This is a genomic window from Dickeya dadantii NCPPB 898 (assembly GCF_000406145.1).
Taxonomy (GTDB): domain Bacteria; phylum Pseudomonadota; class Gammaproteobacteria; order Enterobacterales; family Enterobacteriaceae; genus Dickeya; species Dickeya dadantii.
On sequence record NZ_CM001976.1, the window covers coordinates 4,286,755 to 4,302,279 of the forward strand.

Consider the following 15,525-nt stretch of genomic DNA (forward strand, 5'->3'; position numbering starts at 1 on the left):
GTGTTCGAACAGCAGCAACAAGACGAGCTTTAAAACGAGGACGTAAAAAAACCGGGTTTACCCCGGCTTTTTTACGCTAGTGCAAATTACTCTGCAGTAGCAACTTCTTCTGTCTGAGAAACTGCGCGATCAACGAGCTCGATGTATGCCATCGGCGCATTGTCACCAGCACGGAAGCCACACTTCAGAATACGAGTGTAACCACCGGCACGGCTCGCGAAACGCGGGCCCAGTTCATTAAACAGTTTAGCCACGATCTCGTTGTCACGAGTACGGGCGAATGCCAGACGACGATTAGCAACGCTGTCGGTCTTGGCAAGAGTAATCAGCGGTTCAACAACACGACGCAGCTCTTTCGCTTTCGGCAGGGTCGTCTTGATAATCTCATGACGAACCAAAGAACCAGCCATGTTACGGAACATAGCCTGGCGATGGCTGCTGTTACGGTTCAGTTGACGACCACTCTTACGATGGCGCATGACCTTATCCTTCTCAGTAAAACCTTAACCTGTGATCCGGTTACTCATCAGCAATGCTTGCCGGCGGCCAGTTTTCCAGGCGCATGCCCAGAGACAGACCACGAGAAGCCAGCACGTCTTTAATCTCAGTAAGAGATTTTTTACCCAGGTTGGGCGTTTTAAGCAGTTCAACCTCGGTACGCTGTACCAGATCACCGATGTAGTGGATAGCTTCTGCCTTAAGGCAGTTAGCAGAGCGGACAGTCAATTCAAGATCGTCAACAGGGCGCAGCAGGATCGGATCGAATTCTGGTTTCTCTTCTTTCACTTCCGGCTGACGTACATCACGTAAGTCAACGAAAGCTTCCAATTGTTCAGCCAGAATGGTCGCCGCACGGCGGATCGCCTCTTCAGGATCGATCGTGCCATTGGTTTCCATCTCGATAACCAGCTTGTCCAGATCAGTACGCTGTTCAACACGAGCTGCTTCAACATTGTAAGCGATACGCTCAACAGGGCTGTAGCAAGCGTCGACTAACAGGCGACCGATCGGGCGCTCATCTTCTTCCGTATGAATACGGGCAGACGCCGGCACATAACCGCGACCACGCTGAACTTTGATACGCATATTGATAGATGCGTTCTCATCGGTCAGATGGCAGATCACATGCTGTGGCTTGACGATTTCGACATCACCGTCGTGGGTGATGTCGGCTGCAGTCACAGGGCCAATGCCAGATTTATTCAGGGTAAGAATAACTTCATCTTTGCCTTGAACTCTCACCGCCAGCCCTTTCAGGTTGAGCAGGATTTCCAGGATATCTTCCTGTACGCCTTCTTTGGTGCTGTACTCGTGCAGTACACCATCAATCTCAACCTCGGTCACCGCGCAACCAGGCATGGATGAAAGCAGAATACGGCGCAGTGCGTTACCAAGAGTATGGCCGAAGCCCCGCTCTAACGGCTCAAGGGTCACCTTGGCGTGCGTCGAACTGACTTGCTCGATATCTACCAGGCGCGGTTTTAGAAACTCTGTCACAGAACCCTGCATTGTGTCCTCTCTTTGGTACTAAGCTTTACTTGGAGTAAAGCTCGACGATCAGGTGTTCATTAATGTCCGCAGACAGATCGGTACGTTCAGGAATACGCTTGAACACACCTTCCATCTTGGCAGCATCAACTTCCAGCCAAGTTGGCTTTTCACGCTGTTCAGCCAGCTCCAGAGCGGCCTTAACACGAGACTGCTTTTTCGCTTTCTCGCGGATGCTGACTACGTCATTCGGAGATACCTGATAAGAAGCGATGTTAACAACGCGACCGTTTACCATGACAGCTTTGTGACTTACCAGCTGACGAGATTCTGCACGAGTGGCGCCGAAACCCATACGGTAAACAACGTTGTCCAGACGACCTTCCAGCAACTGCAACAGGTTTGCACCTGTATTGCCTTTCAGGCGAGCGGCTTCTTTGTAGTAGTTACGGAACTGGCGCTCCAGAACACCGTAGATACGGCGAACTTTCTGCTTTTCACGCAACTGCACACCATAGTCAGACAGACGCGGTTTACGCGCACCATGCTGACCAGGAGCTTGTTCAATTTTACACTTGGAATCGATCGCGCGAACACCAGACTTTAGAAACAGGTCGGTGCCTTCACGACGGCTCAGCTTGAGCTTAGGACCCAAATATCTTGCCATTTTCTTTCTCCAGCAATCCTAAAAGCGGCGTTACACGCGACGCTTTTTCGGCGGACGACAACCGTTATGAGGGATCGGAGTCACATCAGTAATATTAGTGATGCGGAAACCAGCCGCGTTCAGTGCGCGGATAGTAGACTCACGGCCCGGACCAGGTCCTTTAACCATAACTTCCAGATTCTTGATACCGTACTCTTTCACAGCTTCAGCGCAGCGCTCTGCTGCTACCTGAGCGGCGAACGGAGTGGATTTACGAGAACCACGGAAACCGGAACCACCGGCAGTTGCCCAACCCAACGCATTACCCTGACGATCGGTAATAGTAACGATGGTGTTGTTGAAAGAAGCATGGATATGAGCCACACCGTCAGAGACTTGCTTTCTTACACGCTTACGTGCACGAATAGGTGCCTTTGCCATTATTCAATCACCCCGATTATTTCTTGATCGGTTTGCGCGGACCCTTACGGGTACGGGCGTTAGTCTTGGTACGCTGACCGCGAACCGGCAGACCACGACGGTGACGCAAACCACGGTAAGTACCAAGGTCCATCAGACGCTTGATGCTCAGGGTGATCTCACGACGCAGATCGCCTTCTACAACAAACTTGGCTACTTCGTCACGCAGCTTATCGATTTGCTCTTCAGACAGCTCACTGATCTTAACATCTTCAGCAATACCCGTTGCAGCACAGATGGATTTGGAACGGGTTTTACCGATGCCGTAAATAGCAGTTAATGCAATTACGGTATGTTTATGATCAGGAATGTTAATGCCTGCTATACGGGCCACTATGCACTCCTACAATTTTATAAAGCAATACCATACTGAAAAGCCCGTTTTCAGGATACTCAAATGGATATTGCAGTTACATACAAAAGATTGGCTGGCTAATCTAGCCAGCTCAATCCAACTTTGCAAGAAAAATATGCGAGATAATCAGCCTTGGCGCTGTTTATGCTTCGGTTCGGCGCTGCAGATGACGCGAACGATGCCGTTACGCTTAACGATCTTACAGTTACGACATAATTTCTTGACGGAAGCACGAACTTTCATTTTTACTCTCCGTAACTTCTCAAGCTAAACCCAATTAGCGGCTATAGCCTTTCAGGTTTGCCTTCTTCAATGCAGACTCATACTGACTGGACATCAGCAAAGTTTGCACTTGAGCCATAAAGTCCATAATCACAACGACAACGATCAATAATGACGTACCACCGAAGTAGAACGGCACTTTCATTGCGTCACGCATGAACTCCGGGATGAGGCAGATAAAGGTAATGTACATCGCACCGACCAGAGTCAGACGGGTCATCACTTTATCAATATACTTCGCCGTTTGCTCTCCCGGACGAATTCCTGGCACGAATGCACCGGACTTCTTCAGGTTATCTGCTGTTTCACGCGGGTTGAACACCAACGCAGTATAGAAGAAACAGAAGAAGATGATTGCAGATGCATAGAGTAACACATAAAGCGGTTGCCCAGGCTGCAGGTACAGCGAAATAGTTGTCAGCCAGTTCCAACCGGTACCGCCCCCGAACCAGGATGCAATGGTTGCGGGGAACAGAATAATACTGGAAGCAAAGATAGCCGGGATAACCCCTGCCATATTCACTTTCAGCGGTAAGTGCGTACTCTGAGCTGCGTATACGCGACGTCCTTGCTGACGTTTAGCATAGTTAACAACGATACGACGTTGACCACGCTCAATAAACACCACAAAAAACGTTACTGCGAATACCAGCACTGCAACCAACAGCAACAGGAGGAAGTGCAGATCGCCTTGCCGAGCTTGCTCGATAGTATGGCCAATGGCCGGCGGTAACCCCGCGACAATACCGGCAAAGATTATGATAGAGATACCGTTGCCGATACCTCGTTCAGTAATCTGCTCGCCCAGCCACATCAGGAACATTGTCCCGGTAACCAGACTGACAACAGCGGTGAAATAAAACGCAAAGCCCGGATTAATAACCAGACCTTGCATTCCAGGCATATTCGGCAAACCGGTAGCAATACCGATTGACTGAAATATTGCCAACACCAAGGTACCGTAACGGGTATACTGACTGATCTTACGTCGGCCAGCCTCCCCTTCCTTCTTAATTTCCGCTAAAGCCGGATGAACCACCGTCAACAACTGAATGATGATGGACGCCGAGATGTACGGCATAATCCCCAGAGCGAAAATCGAAGCACGGCTAAGTGCACCACCAGAGAACATGTTAAACATTTCAATGATGGTGCCACGCTGTTGTTCGAGCAATTTGGCAAGCACAGTGGCATCAATACCAGGGATCGGAATAAAAGAGCCAATACGGAAAACAATCAGCGCACCGATAACAAACAATAGTCTGCGTTTCAGTTCGCCAACTCCGCCTTTAGCACTTTGAAAATCTAATCCTGGTTGTTTAGCCATCTGCTACTTATTCCTCAATTTTGCCGCCAGCAGCTTCGATAGCAGCACGAGCGCCTTTGGTGACGCGCAGACCACGAATCGTTACCGGACGTGCAACTTCGCCAGACAGAATCACTTTCGCGAATTCAATCTGAACGCCGATGACGTTAGCAGCTTTCAGCGTATTCAGATCAACAACATCGCCTTCCACGCGAGCCAGGTCAGACAGACGGATTTCCGCTGTTACCATAGCTTTGCGGGAAGTGAAGCCGAACTTCGGCAGACGACGGTACAAAGGCATCTGACCGCCTTCGAAGCCACGACGTACACCGCCGCCAGAACGAGAGTTCTGACCTTTGACGCCGCGACCACCAGTCTTACCTAGGCCGGAACCGATACCGCGACCTACGCGCTTCGGCGCGTGTTTGGCGCCTTCGGCCGGAGACAGAGTATTCAAACGCATCTGTTACTCCTCCACTTTAACCATATAGGAAACCGCGTTGACCATACCGCGAACTGCAGGCGTGTCTTCACGCTCAACGGTATGACCAATACGACGCAGACCCAGGCCAAGCAGCGTTGCCTTGTGTTTCGGCAGACGACCGATTGCACTACGGGTTTGAGTAATTTTAATAGTCTTTGCCATGGTCAATTACCCCAGAATGTCTTCAACGGATTTACCACGCTTGGCAGCGACCATTTCCGGGGACTTCATGTTGGCCAAGCCATCGATAGTTGCACGAACCACGTTGATCGGGTTGGTGGAACCATAGGCTTTAGCCAATACGTTGTGAACCCCTGCAACTTCCAGAACGGCGCGCATTGCACCACCGGCGATGATACCGGTACCTTCGGAAGCTGGCTGCATGAACACACGAGAACCCGTGTGAGCACCTTTAACCGGGTGCTGCAGAGTGCCGTTGTTCAGCGCGACATTCAGCATATTGCGACGGGCTTTTTCCATCGCTTTCTGGATCGCTGCCGGAACTTCGCGTGCTTTACCGTAACCAAAACCTACGCGGCCGTTGCCATCACCCACTACAGTCAGTGCGGTGAAGCTGAAAATACGACCACCTTTAACGGTTTTAGATACGCGATTTACCGCGATCAGCTTTTCCTGCAGTTCGCCAGCTTGTTTTTCGATGTGAGCCATCTTACACCTCTACCTTAGAACTGAAGGCCAGCTTCACGGGCAGCATCTGCCAGTGCCTGGACTCGACCATGATATTGGAACCCGGAACGGTCAAAGGCCACACCTTTGATGCCTTTTTCCAGAGCGCGTTCAGCAACAGCTTTACCTACAGCTGCAGCAGCGTCTTTGTTACCGGTATACTTCAGTTGCTCAGCGATAGCTTTTTCTACAGTAGAAGCGGCTACCAGGACTTCAGAACCGTTCGGTGCGATAACCTGCGCATAAATATGGCGTGGGGTACGATGTACCACCAGACGTGTCGCACCCAACTCACGGAGTTTGCGACGTGCGCGGGTTGCACGACGGATACGAGCTGATTTCTTATCCATAGTGTTACCTTACTTCTTCTTAGCCTCTTTGGTACGCACGACTTCATCGGCGTAACGGACACCTTTACCTTTATAAGGCTCAGGACGACGGTAAGCGCGCAGGTCAGCCGCTACCTGACCGATCAGCTGTTTATCAGCACCTTTCAGTACGATTTCAGTCTGAGACGGACATTCAGCAGTAATGCCTGCAGGCAGTTCGTGATCGATCGGGTGAGAGAAGCCCAGGGCCAGATTCACCACATTACCTTTCACGGCTGCACGATAACCTACACCTACCAATTGCAGCTTTTTGGTGAAGCCTTCGGTAACACCGATAACCATACTGTTCAGCAGAGCGCGGGTAGTACCGGCCTGAGCCCAGCCATCGGCAAAACCTTCGCGTGGAGCGAAAGTCAGCACGTTATCAGCTTGTTTAACTTCGACAGCAGCATTGATCTCACGAACCAACTCGCCGTTTTTACCCTTGATCGAAACATCCTGACCGTTGAGTTTTACCTCTACGCCGGCAGGAATGACGACGGGTGCTTTTGCAACACGAGACATTCTTCCCTCCCGATTAAGCTACGTAGCAGATAATCTCGCCACCAAGACCAGCCTGGCGAGCTGCACGATCAGTCATCACACCTTTGGAGGTAGAAACAACCGCGATACCCAAACCGGCCATAACTTTCGGCAGCTCATCTTTACGTTTATAGATGCGCAGACCTGGACGGCTGATACGCTGAATGCTTTCTACAACAGCTTTACCCTGGAAATACTTAAGAGTCAGTTCCAGTTCCGGCTTGGTGTCGCCTTCAACTTTAAAATCTTCAATAAAACCTTCTTCCTTCAGCACGTTGGCAATTGCCACTTTCAGCTTGGAGGAAGGCATGGTGATCGCAACTTTGTTCGCGGCCTGACCGTTGCGTATACGGGTCAGCATGTCCGCGATCGGATCTTGCATGCTCATCTGTCTTTACTCCCGTGATTCAATTGGTGACAATTACCAGCTAGCCTTTTTCAGACCCGGAATTTCACCGCGCATAGCGGCTTCACGGACCTTGATACGGCTCAACCCGAACTTCCGCAGGAAAGCGTGCGGACGACCTGTCTGGCGGCAGCGGTTACGCTGACGGGACGGGCTGGAATCACGCGGCAGAGTCTGCAGCTTGAGAACAGCATCCCAACGATCTTCGTCGGATGAGTTCACATTGGAGATGATAGCTTTCAGTTCAACGCGCTTGGCGAAGAATTTATCAGCTAATTTCACGCGTTTAACTTCGCGTGCTTTCATGGATTGCTTAGCCATTAGTAACCCTACCTTACTTGCGGAACGGGAAGTTAAAGGCGGCCAACAGCGCGCGGCCTTCATCATCGGATTTCGCAGTGGTGGTAATGGTAATGTCCAAACCACGAACGCGATCGACCTTGTCATAGTCGATTTCCGGGAAGATGATCTGCTCACGCACACCCATGCTGTAGTTACCACGGCCATCGAATGACTTAGCGGACAGGCCACGGAAGTCACGGATACGCGGTACAGCAATGGAAATCAGACGCTCAAAGAACTCCCACATGCGTTCGCCACGCAGAGTTACTTTACAGCCGATCGGATAGCCCTGGCGGATTTTGAAGCCTGCAACAGATTTGCGTGCTTTGGTGATCAACGGTTTTTGACCGGAGATAGCCGCCAGATCAGCTGCGGCGTTATCCAGCAGCTTCTTGTCAGCAATCGCTTCACCAACACCCATGTTCAGGGTGATCTTCTCGACCCGAGGGACTTGCATGACAGAATTGTAGCTGAACTGAGTCATCAGTTTGCTAACCACTTCGTCTTTGTAGTAATCATGCAGTTTCGCCATCGTACTACTCCAAATTACTTGATAGTTTCGCTGTTAGACTTGAAGAAACGGACTTTTTTGCCGTCTTCGAATCTAAAGCCTACACGGTCTGCCTTGCCAGTTGCCGCATTGAAGAGTGCAACGTTGGACAGCTGGATTGCAGCTTCTTTTTCAACGATGCCACCCGGTTGGTTCAGGGCCGGAACCGGCTTCTGATGTTTTTTAACCAGGTTAATACCTTCAACAACGACCTTACCAGAAGTCAGGACGTTCTTAACTTTACCGCGCTTACCTTTATCTTTACCGGTCAACACGATAACTTCGTCATCACGACGGATTTTCGCTGCCATGGTTCGCTCCTTACAGTACTTCTGGTGCCAGAGAGATAATTTTCATGAACTTTTCAGTACGCAGTTCACGAGTTACCGGCCCAAAAATACGCGTACCGATGGGTTGCTCGCTGTTATTGTTCAGAATAACGCATGCATTACCATCGAAGCGAACGACAGAACCGTCAGGACGACGAACACCCTTCTTGGTGCGCACCACTACCGCTTTCAGCACATCGCCTTTCTTCACCTTACCGCGAGGAATTGCTTCCTTGATGGTAATTTTGATGATGTCGCCGACGCCTGCGTAGCGACGGTGCGAGCCACCTAGAACCTTGATACACATTACGCGACGTGCACCGGAGTTATCGGCCACATTCAGCATAGTCTGTTCTTGGATCATGTTAGTGCTCCGCTAATGTCAACTACTACTTTTCGAACCCTTGCGGGTCATTAATACCCCATAATCGAGGGCGCAGTATTATAACACCACTTCCCGACCATGGGTAGAAAAAATAAACGGCCCTTTACAGAGCCGTTTATTATCAAGAGAAGTGCAACACTGTATTACAGAATCGCTTTCTCTACAACGCGAACCAACGTCCAAGATTTAGTTTTGGACAGCGGGCGGCATTCGCGGATTTCAACCACGTCGCCGATTCCACATTCGTTGTTCTCGTCATGCACGTGCAGCTTGGTCGTGCGCTTGATGAATTTACCGTAGATCGGGTGTTTCACGAAACGCTCAATAGCAACAACAGCAGATTTCTGCATTTTGTCACTAACGACACGACCTTGCAGAGTACGGATTTTATCGGTCATTACGCACCCGCCTTCTCAGTCAGTAAAGTCTTAACGCGTGCGACATTACGACGCACTTGCTTCAACAGGTGAGTTTGTTGCAGCTGACCGCTGGCAGCCTGCATGCGCAGATTGAACTGTTCACGCAGCAGTCCGAGCAGCTCGGTATTCAGCTCTTCAACGCTCTTTTCACGCAGCTCTTTTGCTTTCATTACATCACCGTCTTAGTTACAAAGGTGGTTTTGATCGGCAGTTTCGCTGCTGCCAGTTCGAATGCCTCACGGGCTAACTCTTCCGGCACCCCGTCCATCTCGTACAGGACTTTACCTGGCTGAATCAAGGCAACCCAATACTCCACGTTACCTTTACCTTTACCCATACGCACTTCAAGCGGTTTCTCGGTGATCGGTTTGTCCGGGAATACACGGATCCAGATCTTACCTTGACGCTTAACAGCACGAGTCATAGCACGACGTGCAGCTTCGATTTGACGAGCAGTCAGGCGACCGCGGCCAACAGCTTTCAGACCGAAAGTGCCGAAGCTCACATCCGTACCAGCAGCCAGACCACGGTTGCGGCCTTTGTGCACTTTACGGAATTTTGTACGCTTTGGTTGTAACATTCAGCGACTCTCCTTACTTGCGGCCTTTACGCTGCTGCTTTTTCGGTTGAGCAGCCGGTTTTTCCGGTTGTTCAACGGCAGCCATACCACCCAGGATCTCACCTTTGAAGATCCACACTTTCACACCGATGACACCGTAAGTGGTGTGCGCTTCGGAGGTGTTGTAGTCAATGTCAGCACGCAGCGTGTGCAGCGGAACACGACCTTCGCGGTACCATTCGGTACGTGCGATTTCAGCGCCGCCCAGACGACCGCTGACTTCAACTTTAATACCTTTAGCGCCCAGACGCATGGCGTTCTGAACAGCACGCTTCATCGCGCGGCGGAACATCACGCGACGCTCCAGCTGAGAAGTGATGCTGTCGGCAACCAGTTTTGCGTCCAGTTCAGGCTTACGAACTTCAGCGATGTTGATCTGCGCCGGTACGCCAGCGATATCCGCTACGCCCTTACGCAGTTTTTCAACGTCTTCACCTTTCTTGCCGATAACGATGCCCGGGCGAGCAGTGTGAATGGTCACACGAATGCTTTTAGCCGGACGCTCGATAACGATGCGAGAAACGGAGGCCTTCTCCAGTTCCTTGTTCAGGTACTGGCGAACTTTAAAATCGCTGTCCAGGTTGTCAGCGAATTCTTTGGTATTTGCGTACCAGGTAGAGTTCCAAGTTTTGACAATACCCAGGCGAATACCATTAGGATGTACTTTCTGACCCATTGCTAGTCTCCAGAGTCTCAGCGATCGGACACAACCACAGTGATGTGGCTGGTACGCTTCAGGATGCGATCCGCACGACCTTTAGCACGCGGCATAATGCGTTTCATGCTCGGGCCTTCGTCTACGAAGATTTTCGCAACTTTCAGATCGTCAATGTCAGCGCCATCGTTGTGTTCTGCGTTAGCAATGGCAGACTCCAGTACTTTTTTGACCAGACCAGCAGCTTTCTTGTTGGTATAGGTCAGAATATCCAGAGCTTGCGACACTTTCTTACCGCGAATCAGGTCAGCCACCAGGCGAACCTTCTGAGCAGAAGAACGAGCATGGCGATGTTTAGCGATAGTTTCCATCTCTTCCTCCTACCTTATTTCTTCTTGGCTTTTTTATCAGCCGCGTGGCCGCGGTAAGTACGAGTCGGCGCGAATTCACCCAGCTTGTGTCCGACCATCTCGTCAGAGACGAATACCGGAACGTGCTGACGACCATTATGGACAGCGATGGTCAAACCGATCATGTTTGGAAAGATCGTTGAGCGACGGGACCAGGTGCGCAGGGGCTTCTTGTCACCGCTTTCCACCGCTTTCTCTACCTTCTTCAGCAAGTGCAGGTCGATAAATGGACCTTTCTTGAGAGAACGTGGCATGGTTTATCCTCTAAAATTATTTAGTACGGCGGCGTACGATGAATTTATCAGTACGCTTGTTGCTGCGGGTCTTCTTACCTTTGGTCTGAATGCCCCACGGAGTCACCGGGTGCTTACCAAAGTTACGACCTTCACCACCACCGTGCGGGTGGTCAACCGGGTTCATCGCCGTACCGCGAACGGTCGGACGAACACCACGCCAGCGTGCAGCCCCAGCTTTACCCAGAACGCGCAGCATGTGCTCGGCGTTGCCGACTTCGCCCAGCGTTGCGCGGCAGTCGGATTCGACTTTACGCATTTCGCCGGAACGCAGACGCAGGGTAACGTAAGCACCTTCACGGGCAACGATCTGAACGTAGGCACCGGCTGAGCGAGCCAACTGGCCGCCTTTACCCGGTTTCATTTCTACGTTGTGAACCGTTGAACCCACCGGGATGTTACGCATCGGCAGGGTGTTACCGGTTTTGATTACAGCATCAACACCAGACTGAATCTGGTCACCTGCTTTCAGGCCTTTCGGCGCCAGGATATAACGGCGTTCGCCGTCTTTGTACAGAACCAGCGCGATGTTCGCGGAACGGTTCGGATCGTACTCCAGACGCTCGACCACAGCCGGAATACCGTCTTTGTTGCGTTTGAAGTCAACAATACGGTACTGCTGTTTGTGACCACCACCGATGTGACGAGTGGTGATGCGGCCATTGTTGTTACGGCCACCGCTTTTGCTGTTTTTTTCCAGCAACGGGGCATACGGTTTGCCCTTGTGCAGCTCAGGGTTAACCACTTTAACGACGTGGCGACGACCCGGAGATGTCGGTTTACACTTAACAACTGCCATTGTTTTTACTCCTCCGACTTACTCTGCGCCGCCGATGAAGTCCAGATTCTGGCCTTCTTTCAGGGTGACGTAAGCTTTTTTCCAGTCGCTACGACGACCGATACGCTGTCCGTGACGTTTTACTTTCCCTTTAACAACCAGGGTGCGGACGTCATTGACTTCGACTTCAAACAGTTTCTGTACTGCAGCTTTGATTTCTGCTTTAGTCGCGTCTTTAGCAACTTTGAGCACGATGGTGTTGTTCTTTTCCATCGCAGTAGACGCTTTTTCAGAAACGTGCGGCGCGCGCAATACTTTCAGCAGACGTTCTTCACGAATCATGCCAGCATCTCCTCAACTTGCTTAACAGCATCAGCAGTCATAACCACTTTGTCGAAGGCGATCAGGCTTACCGGATCGATACCAGCCACGTCACGTACGTCAACCTTGAACAGGTTACGAGCGGCCAGGAACAGGTTCTCATCCAGTTCACCAGTGATGATCAGCACGTCATCCAGCGCCAGTTCTTTCAGTTTCTGTGCCAGCAGCTTGGTTTTCGGTGCTTCAACAGAGAACTTCTCGACAACGATCAGACGATCCTGACGTACCAGTTCGGACAGAATGCTTTTCAGCGCGCCGCGGTACATCTTTTTGTTTACTTTCTGGCTGTGATCCTGAGGCTTGGCTGCGAAAGTCACACCACCGGAACGCCAAATCGGGCTCTTGATAGAACCTGAACGCGCACGGCCGGTGCCTTTCTGACGCCACGGTTTTTTACCGGAACCAGTTACTTCAGCACGGGTCTTCTGAGCGCGAGTACCTTGACGGGCACCTGCTGCATAAGCAACAACAACCTGGTGAACCAGCGCTTCGTTGAAATCACGACCGAAGGTAGTTTCGGAAACAGTCAGCGCGCTTTGCGCGTCTTTCAATACTAATTCCATTGCTATCTCCTCACGCCTTCACAGCCGGTTTAACGATCAGGTCGCTACCGGTTGCACCCGGGACTGCACCTTTAACCAGCAGCAGGTTGCGCTCAGCGTCAACACGTACTACGTCCAGGCTCTGAACGGTTACGCGCTCATTACCCAGCTGGCCTGCCATTTTCTTGCCTTTAAACACTTTGCCCGGAGTCTGGTTCTGACCAATGGAACCCGGAACACGGTGAGACAAGGAGTTACCGTGGGTAGCGTCCTGAGTGCGGAAGTTCCAGCGCTTAACGGTACCGGCGAAGCCTTTACCTTTAGAAGTACCGGTAACGTCTACTTTCTTAACGTCAGCGAAAATTTCAACGCTAATATCCTGTCCTACAGCGAATTCTTCACCGTCAGCCAGACGGAATTCACGCAGAACGCGACCAGCTTCTACACCAGCCTTAGCGAAGTGACCTGCTTCCGGCTTGGTTACACGGTTAGCTTTTTTAGCGCCGGTAGTGACCTGGACAGCACTGTATCCGTCGTTCTCCAGGGTTTTCACCTGGGTCACGCGGTTTGCTTCAATTTCGATTACGGTTACGGGGATAGAAACGCCGTCTTCAGTGAAGATGCGGGTCATACCCACTTTTTTACCGACTAAACCAATCATTGTTTCAACCTCTCAATCGCTCAATGACCTGATTAACCCAGGCTGATCTGCACGTCTACACCGGCAGCCAGATCCAGACGCATCAGAGCATCAACGGTTTTCTCGGTTGGCTCAACGATGTCAACCAGACGCTTGTGAGTGCGAATTTCGTACTGATCGCGCGCGTCTTTGTTAACGTGCGGGGAGATCAGAACGGTAAAGCGCTCTTTGCGGGTCGGCAGCGGGATCGGACCACGGACCTGCGCACCAGTGCGCTTGGCAGTCTCGACGATTTCCGCAGTTGATTGATCGATCAGACGATGATCAAACGCTTTCAGGCGGATACGGATTCTTTGGTTCTGCATGAGACCAGAGCTCCAATTGTTTTATAAACGGAAATAATTACTCCTCACACCCATTACGATTGATGGGGGAGTGTAATCGTTCAGTACATAACCCCCATATCGGGAGTATTGTTCGGCGGGTATCGGGTACCTGCCTTCAGATTCATACGAATCGGGCTTACCATTTCAGGTAAGCCCGCGCATTATACGCAAATTTGCTCAGGAAGCAATCGAAAGTTAGAGTTGATGCTTTATTCATCAGCCACCGACTGGACAACAATCGTATCGCAGCGAATGTCGGGTGAAAAAATCACTCTTCTTTCAATTGCGTTTGCAGGTAGTTTTGGATACCCAGACGCGTAATCAGCTCTAATTCGGTTTCCAGCCAGTCAATGTGCTCTTCTTCATCAGCGAGCACGTCAACCATCAGATCGCGACTGACATAATCCCTCACCGAGTCGGCATAGGAGATCGCTTCACGCAAATCCTTCGCACCTTCGAGTTCCAACGCAAGATCAGAACGCAGCATCTCTTCTACGTCTTCACCGATATTGAGTTTGCCAAGATCCTGCAGATTAGGGACACCTTCCAGAAAAAGGATACGTTCGATATAACGATCCGCGTGTTTCATTTCGTCAATTGACTCATGATACTCATGATCGTTAAGACGTTTGAGTCCCCAGTTTTTGAACATGCGGGCATGAAGGAAATACTGGTTGATTGCAACCAGTTCGTTACCCAACAGTTTGTTCAGATGTGTAATGACATTCTTATCGCCTTTCATGACTCTACTCCTCCGCTCCAGTACTAAAAAGTGTAGAAGCGGTCAACACAGAGTCAAAAGAATGCCCTTATCACTTATGCGACTTTATACAATTCCGCATTTTTTGCTGTTTCTTCTTCCAGGATCAGCCTGGCCTGACGGATGCATTTACCACATTCCGTCCCAACCGGCACAAATTGCTTTAATTGTTTCAGCGACTGAGGCTGGTGCTGACGAACGACCTGTCGAATAACTTTATCGGAAACGGCATTGCACAGACAGACATACATATGCGGATAACTCATTTTTTAACCAATTAAACGCATTGTAAATAAGAATGGTTTTTATTTCAATTCTTCTCTGGGGGAATAAAAAAAGGGCACCGAAGTACCCTTTTTCTTTACTTTAGCTATCGGCAATTAAGCGATAACTTTGGCAACCACGCCGGCGCCTACAGTACGGCCGCCTTCACGGATAGCGAAACGCAGACCGTCGTCCATCGCGATCGGCGCGATCAGGTTTACGACCATCTTGATGTTGTCGCCCGGCATGACCATTTCTACGCCTTCCGGCAGTTCGATGGTGCCTGTCACGTCAGTAGTACGGAAGTAGAACTGCGGACGGTAGCCTTTGAAGAACGGAGTATGACGGCCGCCTTCGTCTTTGCTCAGAATATACACTTCAGATTCGAACTGAGTGTGCGGCTTGATGGAGCCCGGCTTGGCCAGAACCTGACCACGCTCAACTTCATCACGCTTGGTACCACGCAGCAGAACGCCGACGTTCTCGCCCGCACGGCCTTCGTCCAGCAGTTTGCGGAACATTTCAACACCAGTACAGGTGGTTTTCGTGGTGTCTTTGATACCCACGATTTCTACTTCTTCACCCACTTTGACGATGCCGCGCTCTACACGACCGGTTACTACAGTACCACGGCCGGAGATGGAGAATACGTCTTCGATCGGCAGCAGGAACGGCTTGTCAATCGCACGCTCCGGTTCCGGAATGTAGCTGTCCAGCGCTTCGGCCA

Annotated in this window: 31 protein-coding genes; all 31 read right to left on the reverse strand. The window is 50.8% G+C overall.

Annotation, left to right across the window (positions count from 1 at the left end; all coding sequences use genetic code 11):
- Nucleotides 1-86: 86 nt before the first annotated feature.
- The gene (gene rplQ, locus DDA898_RS19195) at nt 87-479 is read right to left on the reverse strand and encodes a 50S ribosomal protein L17 (protein ID WP_013319691.1); all 393 of its coding nucleotides are present in this window, start codon (nt 477-479) and stop codon (nt 87-89) included.
- A 40-nt stretch (nt 480-519) separates the two neighbouring features.
- Nucleotides 520-1,509 (reverse strand): DNA-directed RNA polymerase subunit alpha, encoded by a 990-nt coding sequence (locus tag DDA898_RS19200; RefSeq protein WP_012768121.1) that lies wholly within the window; start codon nt 1,507-1,509, stop codon nt 520-522.
- Between the two features lie 25 nt (nt 1,510-1,534).
- Nucleotides 1,535-2,155, reverse strand: a complete 621-nt coding sequence (rpsD, locus tag DDA898_RS19205) for a 30S ribosomal protein S4 (protein ID WP_013319692.1) — start codon at nt 2,153-2,155, stop codon at nt 1,535-1,537.
- A gap of 30 nt (nt 2,156-2,185) precedes the next feature.
- On the reverse strand, nt 2,186-2,575 hold the full coding sequence (gene rpsK, locus DDA898_RS19210) for a 30S ribosomal protein S11 (protein ID WP_002919257.1): 390 nt from the start codon (nt 2,573-2,575) through the stop codon (nt 2,186-2,188).
- 16 nt (nt 2,576-2,591) lie between these two features.
- Nucleotides 2,592-2,948, reverse strand: coding sequence for a 30S ribosomal protein S13 (rpsM, locus tag DDA898_RS19215; RefSeq protein WP_012768119.1), 357 nt, complete (start codon nt 2,946-2,948; stop codon nt 2,592-2,594).
- Nucleotides 2,949-3,095: 147 nt separating this feature from the next.
- Complete coding sequence (gene rpmJ, locus DDA898_RS22570; protein ID WP_012768118.1) at nt 3,096-3,212, reverse strand: 50S ribosomal protein L36; 117 nt, start codon at nt 3,210-3,212, stop codon at nt 3,096-3,098.
- Nucleotides 3,213-3,246: 34 nt separating this feature from the next.
- A complete protein-coding gene (gene secY, locus DDA898_RS19225) occupies nt 3,247-4,578 on the reverse strand; it encodes a preprotein translocase subunit SecY (protein ID WP_013319693.1) in 1,332 nt (443 codons plus the stop codon).
- Between the two features lie 7 nt (nt 4,579-4,585).
- On the reverse strand, nt 4,586-5,020 hold the full coding sequence (gene rplO, locus DDA898_RS19230) for a 50S ribosomal protein L15 (protein ID WP_022635104.1): 435 nt from the start codon (nt 5,018-5,020) through the stop codon (nt 4,586-4,588).
- Between the two features lie 3 nt (nt 5,021-5,023).
- The gene (gene rpmD, locus DDA898_RS19235) at nt 5,024-5,203 is read right to left on the reverse strand and encodes a 50S ribosomal protein L30 (protein WP_004846568.1); all 180 of its coding nucleotides are present in this window, start codon (nt 5,201-5,203) and stop codon (nt 5,024-5,026) included.
- A 6-nt stretch (nt 5,204-5,209) separates the two neighbouring features.
- Entirely contained in the window at nt 5,210-5,710 is a 501-nt protein-coding gene (gene rpsE / locus DDA898_RS19240; protein WP_013319695.1) for a 30S ribosomal protein S5, read from the reverse strand.
- Between the two features lie 14 nt (nt 5,711-5,724).
- A complete protein-coding gene (gene rplR / locus DDA898_RS19245; RefSeq protein ID WP_013319696.1) occupies nt 5,725-6,078 on the reverse strand; it encodes a 50S ribosomal protein L18 in 354 nt (117 codons plus the stop codon).
- A gap of 9 nt (nt 6,079-6,087) precedes the next feature.
- Entirely contained in the window at nt 6,088-6,621 is a 534-nt protein-coding gene (gene rplF / locus DDA898_RS19250) for a 50S ribosomal protein L6 (RefSeq protein ID WP_013319697.1), read from the reverse strand.
- 13 nt (nt 6,622-6,634) lie between these two features.
- Nucleotides 6,635-7,027 carry a 30S ribosomal protein S8 gene (gene rpsH, locus DDA898_RS19255; protein WP_013319698.1) on the reverse strand — a complete coding sequence of 131 codons (393 nt, stop codon included), beginning with the start codon at nt 7,025-7,027 and terminating at the stop codon, nt 6,635-6,637.
- A gap of 33 nt (nt 7,028-7,060) precedes the next feature.
- Nucleotides 7,061-7,366, reverse strand: coding sequence for a 30S ribosomal protein S14 (gene rpsN / locus DDA898_RS19260; RefSeq protein ID WP_012768111.1), 306 nt, complete (start codon nt 7,364-7,366; stop codon nt 7,061-7,063).
- Nucleotides 7,367-7,379: 13 nt separating this feature from the next.
- Nucleotides 7,380-7,919 carry a 50S ribosomal protein L5 gene (gene rplE / locus DDA898_RS19265; RefSeq protein ID WP_013319699.1) on the reverse strand — a complete coding sequence of 180 codons (540 nt, stop codon included), beginning with the start codon at nt 7,917-7,919 and terminating at the stop codon, nt 7,380-7,382.
- Nucleotides 7,920-7,933: 14 nt separating this feature from the next.
- On the reverse strand, nt 7,934-8,248 hold the full coding sequence (gene rplX / locus DDA898_RS19270; RefSeq protein ID WP_013319700.1) for a 50S ribosomal protein L24: 315 nt from the start codon (nt 8,246-8,248) through the stop codon (nt 7,934-7,936).
- A 10-nt stretch (nt 8,249-8,258) separates the two neighbouring features.
- Nucleotides 8,259-8,630, reverse strand: coding sequence for a 50S ribosomal protein L14 (rplN, locus tag DDA898_RS19275; protein WP_012768108.1), 372 nt, complete (start codon nt 8,628-8,630; stop codon nt 8,259-8,261).
- A gap of 164 nt (nt 8,631-8,794) precedes the next feature.
- Nucleotides 8,795-9,049: a 30S ribosomal protein S17 gene (gene rpsQ, locus DDA898_RS19280; RefSeq protein ID WP_012768107.1), complete on the reverse strand. Its 255-nt coding sequence runs from the start codon at nt 9,047-9,049 to the stop codon at nt 8,795-8,797.
- Nucleotides 9,049-9,240: a 50S ribosomal protein L29 gene (gene rpmC, locus DDA898_RS19285; RefSeq protein ID WP_012764048.1), complete on the reverse strand. Its 192-nt coding sequence runs from the start codon at nt 9,238-9,240 to the stop codon at nt 9,049-9,051. The genes rpsQ and rpmC overlap by 1 nt, the downstream gene beginning before the upstream one ends.
- Nucleotides 9,240-9,650, reverse strand: a complete 411-nt coding sequence (gene rplP / locus DDA898_RS19290; protein ID WP_012768106.1) for a 50S ribosomal protein L16 — start codon at nt 9,648-9,650, stop codon at nt 9,240-9,242. Before rplP ends, rpmC begins: the two co-directional genes overlap by 1 nt.
- Nucleotides 9,651-9,663: 13 nt before the next feature.
- On the reverse strand, nt 9,664-10,365 hold the full coding sequence (rpsC, locus tag DDA898_RS19295) for a 30S ribosomal protein S3 (protein ID WP_012768105.1): 702 nt from the start codon (nt 10,363-10,365) through the stop codon (nt 9,664-9,666).
- Nucleotides 10,366-10,382: 17 nt separating this feature from the next.
- Nucleotides 10,383-10,715, reverse strand: coding sequence for a 50S ribosomal protein L22 (rplV, locus tag DDA898_RS19300; protein ID WP_012764045.1), 333 nt, complete (start codon nt 10,713-10,715; stop codon nt 10,383-10,385).
- Between the two features lie 14 nt (nt 10,716-10,729).
- A complete protein-coding gene (rpsS, locus tag DDA898_RS19305) occupies nt 10,730-11,008 on the reverse strand; it encodes a 30S ribosomal protein S19 (protein WP_001138115.1) in 279 nt (92 codons plus the stop codon).
- A 16-nt stretch (nt 11,009-11,024) separates the two neighbouring features.
- A complete protein-coding gene (gene rplB, locus DDA898_RS19310; protein WP_013319701.1) occupies nt 11,025-11,846 on the reverse strand; it encodes a 50S ribosomal protein L2 in 822 nt (273 codons plus the stop codon).
- Nucleotides 11,847-11,864: 18 nt separating this feature from the next.
- A complete protein-coding gene (rplW, locus tag DDA898_RS19315) occupies nt 11,865-12,167 on the reverse strand; it encodes a 50S ribosomal protein L23 (RefSeq protein WP_009111205.1) in 303 nt (100 codons plus the stop codon).
- Nucleotides 12,164-12,769, reverse strand: a complete 606-nt coding sequence (gene rplD / locus DDA898_RS19320) for a 50S ribosomal protein L4 (RefSeq protein WP_013319702.1) — start codon at nt 12,767-12,769, stop codon at nt 12,164-12,166. The genes rplW and rplD overlap by 4 nt, the downstream gene beginning before the upstream one ends.
- Before the next feature lie 10 nt (nt 12,770-12,779).
- Nucleotides 12,780-13,409 carry a 50S ribosomal protein L3 gene (gene rplC, locus DDA898_RS19325; RefSeq protein WP_013319703.1) on the reverse strand — a complete coding sequence of 210 codons (630 nt, stop codon included), beginning with the start codon at nt 13,407-13,409 and terminating at the stop codon, nt 12,780-12,782.
- Between the two features lie 32 nt (nt 13,410-13,441).
- A complete protein-coding gene (gene rpsJ / locus DDA898_RS19330; RefSeq protein WP_001181005.1) occupies nt 13,442-13,753 on the reverse strand; it encodes a 30S ribosomal protein S10 in 312 nt (103 codons plus the stop codon).
- 289 nt (nt 13,754-14,042) lie between these two features.
- Nucleotides 14,043-14,516, reverse strand: coding sequence for a bacterioferritin (gene bfr / locus DDA898_RS19335; protein ID WP_013319704.1), 474 nt, complete (start codon nt 14,514-14,516; stop codon nt 14,043-14,045).
- 74 nt (nt 14,517-14,590) lie between these two features.
- On the reverse strand, nt 14,591-14,785 hold the full coding sequence (gene bfd, locus DDA898_RS19340) for a bacterioferritin-associated ferredoxin (RefSeq protein ID WP_013319705.1): 195 nt from the start codon (nt 14,783-14,785) through the stop codon (nt 14,591-14,593).
- A gap of 129 nt (nt 14,786-14,914) precedes the next feature.
- The coding region (locus tag DDA898_RS23310) for an EF-Tu C-terminal domain-related protein (RefSeq protein ID WP_038912070.1) at nt 14,915-15,525 on the reverse strand (611 nt) is incomplete at its 5' end.

What these genes read in the sequence shown, in the direction of transcription:
- rplQ (WP_013319691.1), bottom strand. Translation starts at nt 479, where the DNA reads ATGCGCCATCGTAAGAGTGGTCGTCAACTGAACCGTAACAGCAGCCAT.
- DDA898_RS19200 (WP_012768121.1), bottom strand. Translation starts at nt 1,509, where the DNA reads ATGCAGGGTTCTGTGACAGAGTTTCTAAAACCGCGCCTGGTAGATATC.
- rpsD (WP_013319692.1), bottom strand. Translation starts at nt 2,155, where the DNA reads ATGGCAAGATATTTGGGTCCTAAGCTCAAGCTGAGCCGTCGTGAAGGC.
- rpsK (WP_002919257.1), bottom strand. Translation starts at nt 2,575, where the DNA reads ATGGCAAAGGCACCTATTCGTGCACGTAAGCGTGTAAGAAAGCAAGTC.
- rpmJ (WP_012768118.1), bottom strand. Translation starts at nt 3,212, where the DNA reads ATGAAAGTTCGTGCTTCCGTCAAGAAATTATGTCGTAACTGTAAGATC.
- secY (WP_013319693.1), bottom strand. Translation starts at nt 4,578, where the DNA reads ATGGCTAAACAACCAGGATTAGATTTTCAAAGTGCTAAAGGCGGAGTT.
- rplO (WP_022635104.1), bottom strand. Translation starts at nt 5,020, where the DNA reads ATGCGTTTGAATACTCTGTCTCCGGCCGAAGGCGCCAAACACGCGCCG.
- rpmD (WP_004846568.1), bottom strand. Translation starts at nt 5,203, where the DNA reads ATGGCAAAGACTATTAAAATTACTCAAACCCGTAGTGCAATCGGTCGT.
- rpsE (WP_013319695.1), bottom strand. Translation starts at nt 5,710, where the DNA reads ATGGCTCACATCGAAAAACAAGCTGGCGAACTGCAGGAAAAGCTGATC.
- rplR (WP_013319696.1), bottom strand. Translation starts at nt 6,078, where the DNA reads ATGGATAAGAAATCAGCTCGTATCCGTCGTGCAACCCGCGCACGTCGC.
- rplF (WP_013319697.1), bottom strand. Translation starts at nt 6,621, where the DNA reads ATGTCTCGTGTTGCAAAAGCACCCGTCGTCATTCCTGCCGGCGTAGAG.
- rpsH (WP_013319698.1), bottom strand. Translation starts at nt 7,027, where the DNA reads ATGAGCATGCAAGATCCGATCGCGGACATGCTGACCCGTATACGCAAC.
- rpsN (WP_012768111.1), bottom strand. Translation starts at nt 7,366, where the DNA reads ATGGCTAAGCAATCCATGAAAGCACGCGAAGTTAAACGCGTGAAATTA.
- rplE (WP_013319699.1), bottom strand. Translation starts at nt 7,919, where the DNA reads ATGGCGAAACTGCATGATTACTACAAAGACGAAGTGGTTAGCAAACTG.
- rplX (WP_013319700.1), bottom strand. Translation starts at nt 8,248, where the DNA reads ATGGCAGCGAAAATCCGTCGTGATGACGAAGTTATCGTGTTGACCGGT.
- rplN (WP_012768108.1), bottom strand. Translation starts at nt 8,630, where the DNA reads ATGATCCAAGAACAGACTATGCTGAATGTGGCCGATAACTCCGGTGCA.
- rpsQ (WP_012768107.1), bottom strand. Translation starts at nt 9,049, where the DNA reads ATGACCGATAAAATCCGTACTCTGCAAGGTCGTGTCGTTAGTGACAAA.
- rpmC (WP_012764048.1), bottom strand. Translation starts at nt 9,240, where the DNA reads ATGAAAGCAAAAGAGCTGCGTGAAAAGAGCGTTGAAGAGCTGAATACC.
- rplP (WP_012768106.1), bottom strand. Translation starts at nt 9,650, where the DNA reads ATGTTACAACCAAAGCGTACAAAATTCCGTAAAGTGCACAAAGGCCGC.
- rpsC (WP_012768105.1), bottom strand. Translation starts at nt 10,365, where the DNA reads ATGGGTCAGAAAGTACATCCTAATGGTATTCGCCTGGGTATTGTCAAA.
- rplV (WP_012764045.1), bottom strand. Translation starts at nt 10,715, where the DNA reads ATGGAAACTATCGCTAAACATCGCCATGCTCGTTCTTCTGCTCAGAAG.
- rpsS (WP_001138115.1), bottom strand. Translation starts at nt 11,008, where the DNA reads ATGCCACGTTCTCTCAAGAAAGGTCCATTTATCGACCTGCACTTGCTG.
- rplB (WP_013319701.1), bottom strand. Translation starts at nt 11,846, where the DNA reads ATGGCAGTTGTTAAGTGTAAACCGACATCTCCGGGTCGTCGCCACGTC.
- rplW (WP_009111205.1), bottom strand. Translation starts at nt 12,167, where the DNA reads ATGATTCGTGAAGAACGTCTGCTGAAAGTATTGCGCGCGCCGCACGTT.
- rplD (WP_013319702.1), bottom strand. Translation starts at nt 12,769, where the DNA reads ATGGAATTAGTATTGAAAGACGCGCAAAGCGCGCTGACTGTTTCCGAA.
- rplC (WP_013319703.1), bottom strand. Translation starts at nt 13,409, where the DNA reads ATGATTGGTTTAGTCGGTAAAAAAGTGGGTATGACCCGCATCTTCACT.
- rpsJ (WP_001181005.1), bottom strand. Translation starts at nt 13,753, where the DNA reads ATGCAGAACCAAAGAATCCGTATCCGCCTGAAAGCGTTTGATCATCGT.
- bfr (WP_013319704.1), bottom strand. Translation starts at nt 14,516, where the DNA reads ATGAAAGGCGATAAGAATGTCATTACACATCTGAACAAACTGTTGGGT.
- bfd (WP_013319705.1), bottom strand. Translation starts at nt 14,785, where the DNA reads ATGTATGTCTGTCTGTGCAATGCCGTTTCCGATAAAGTTATTCGACAG.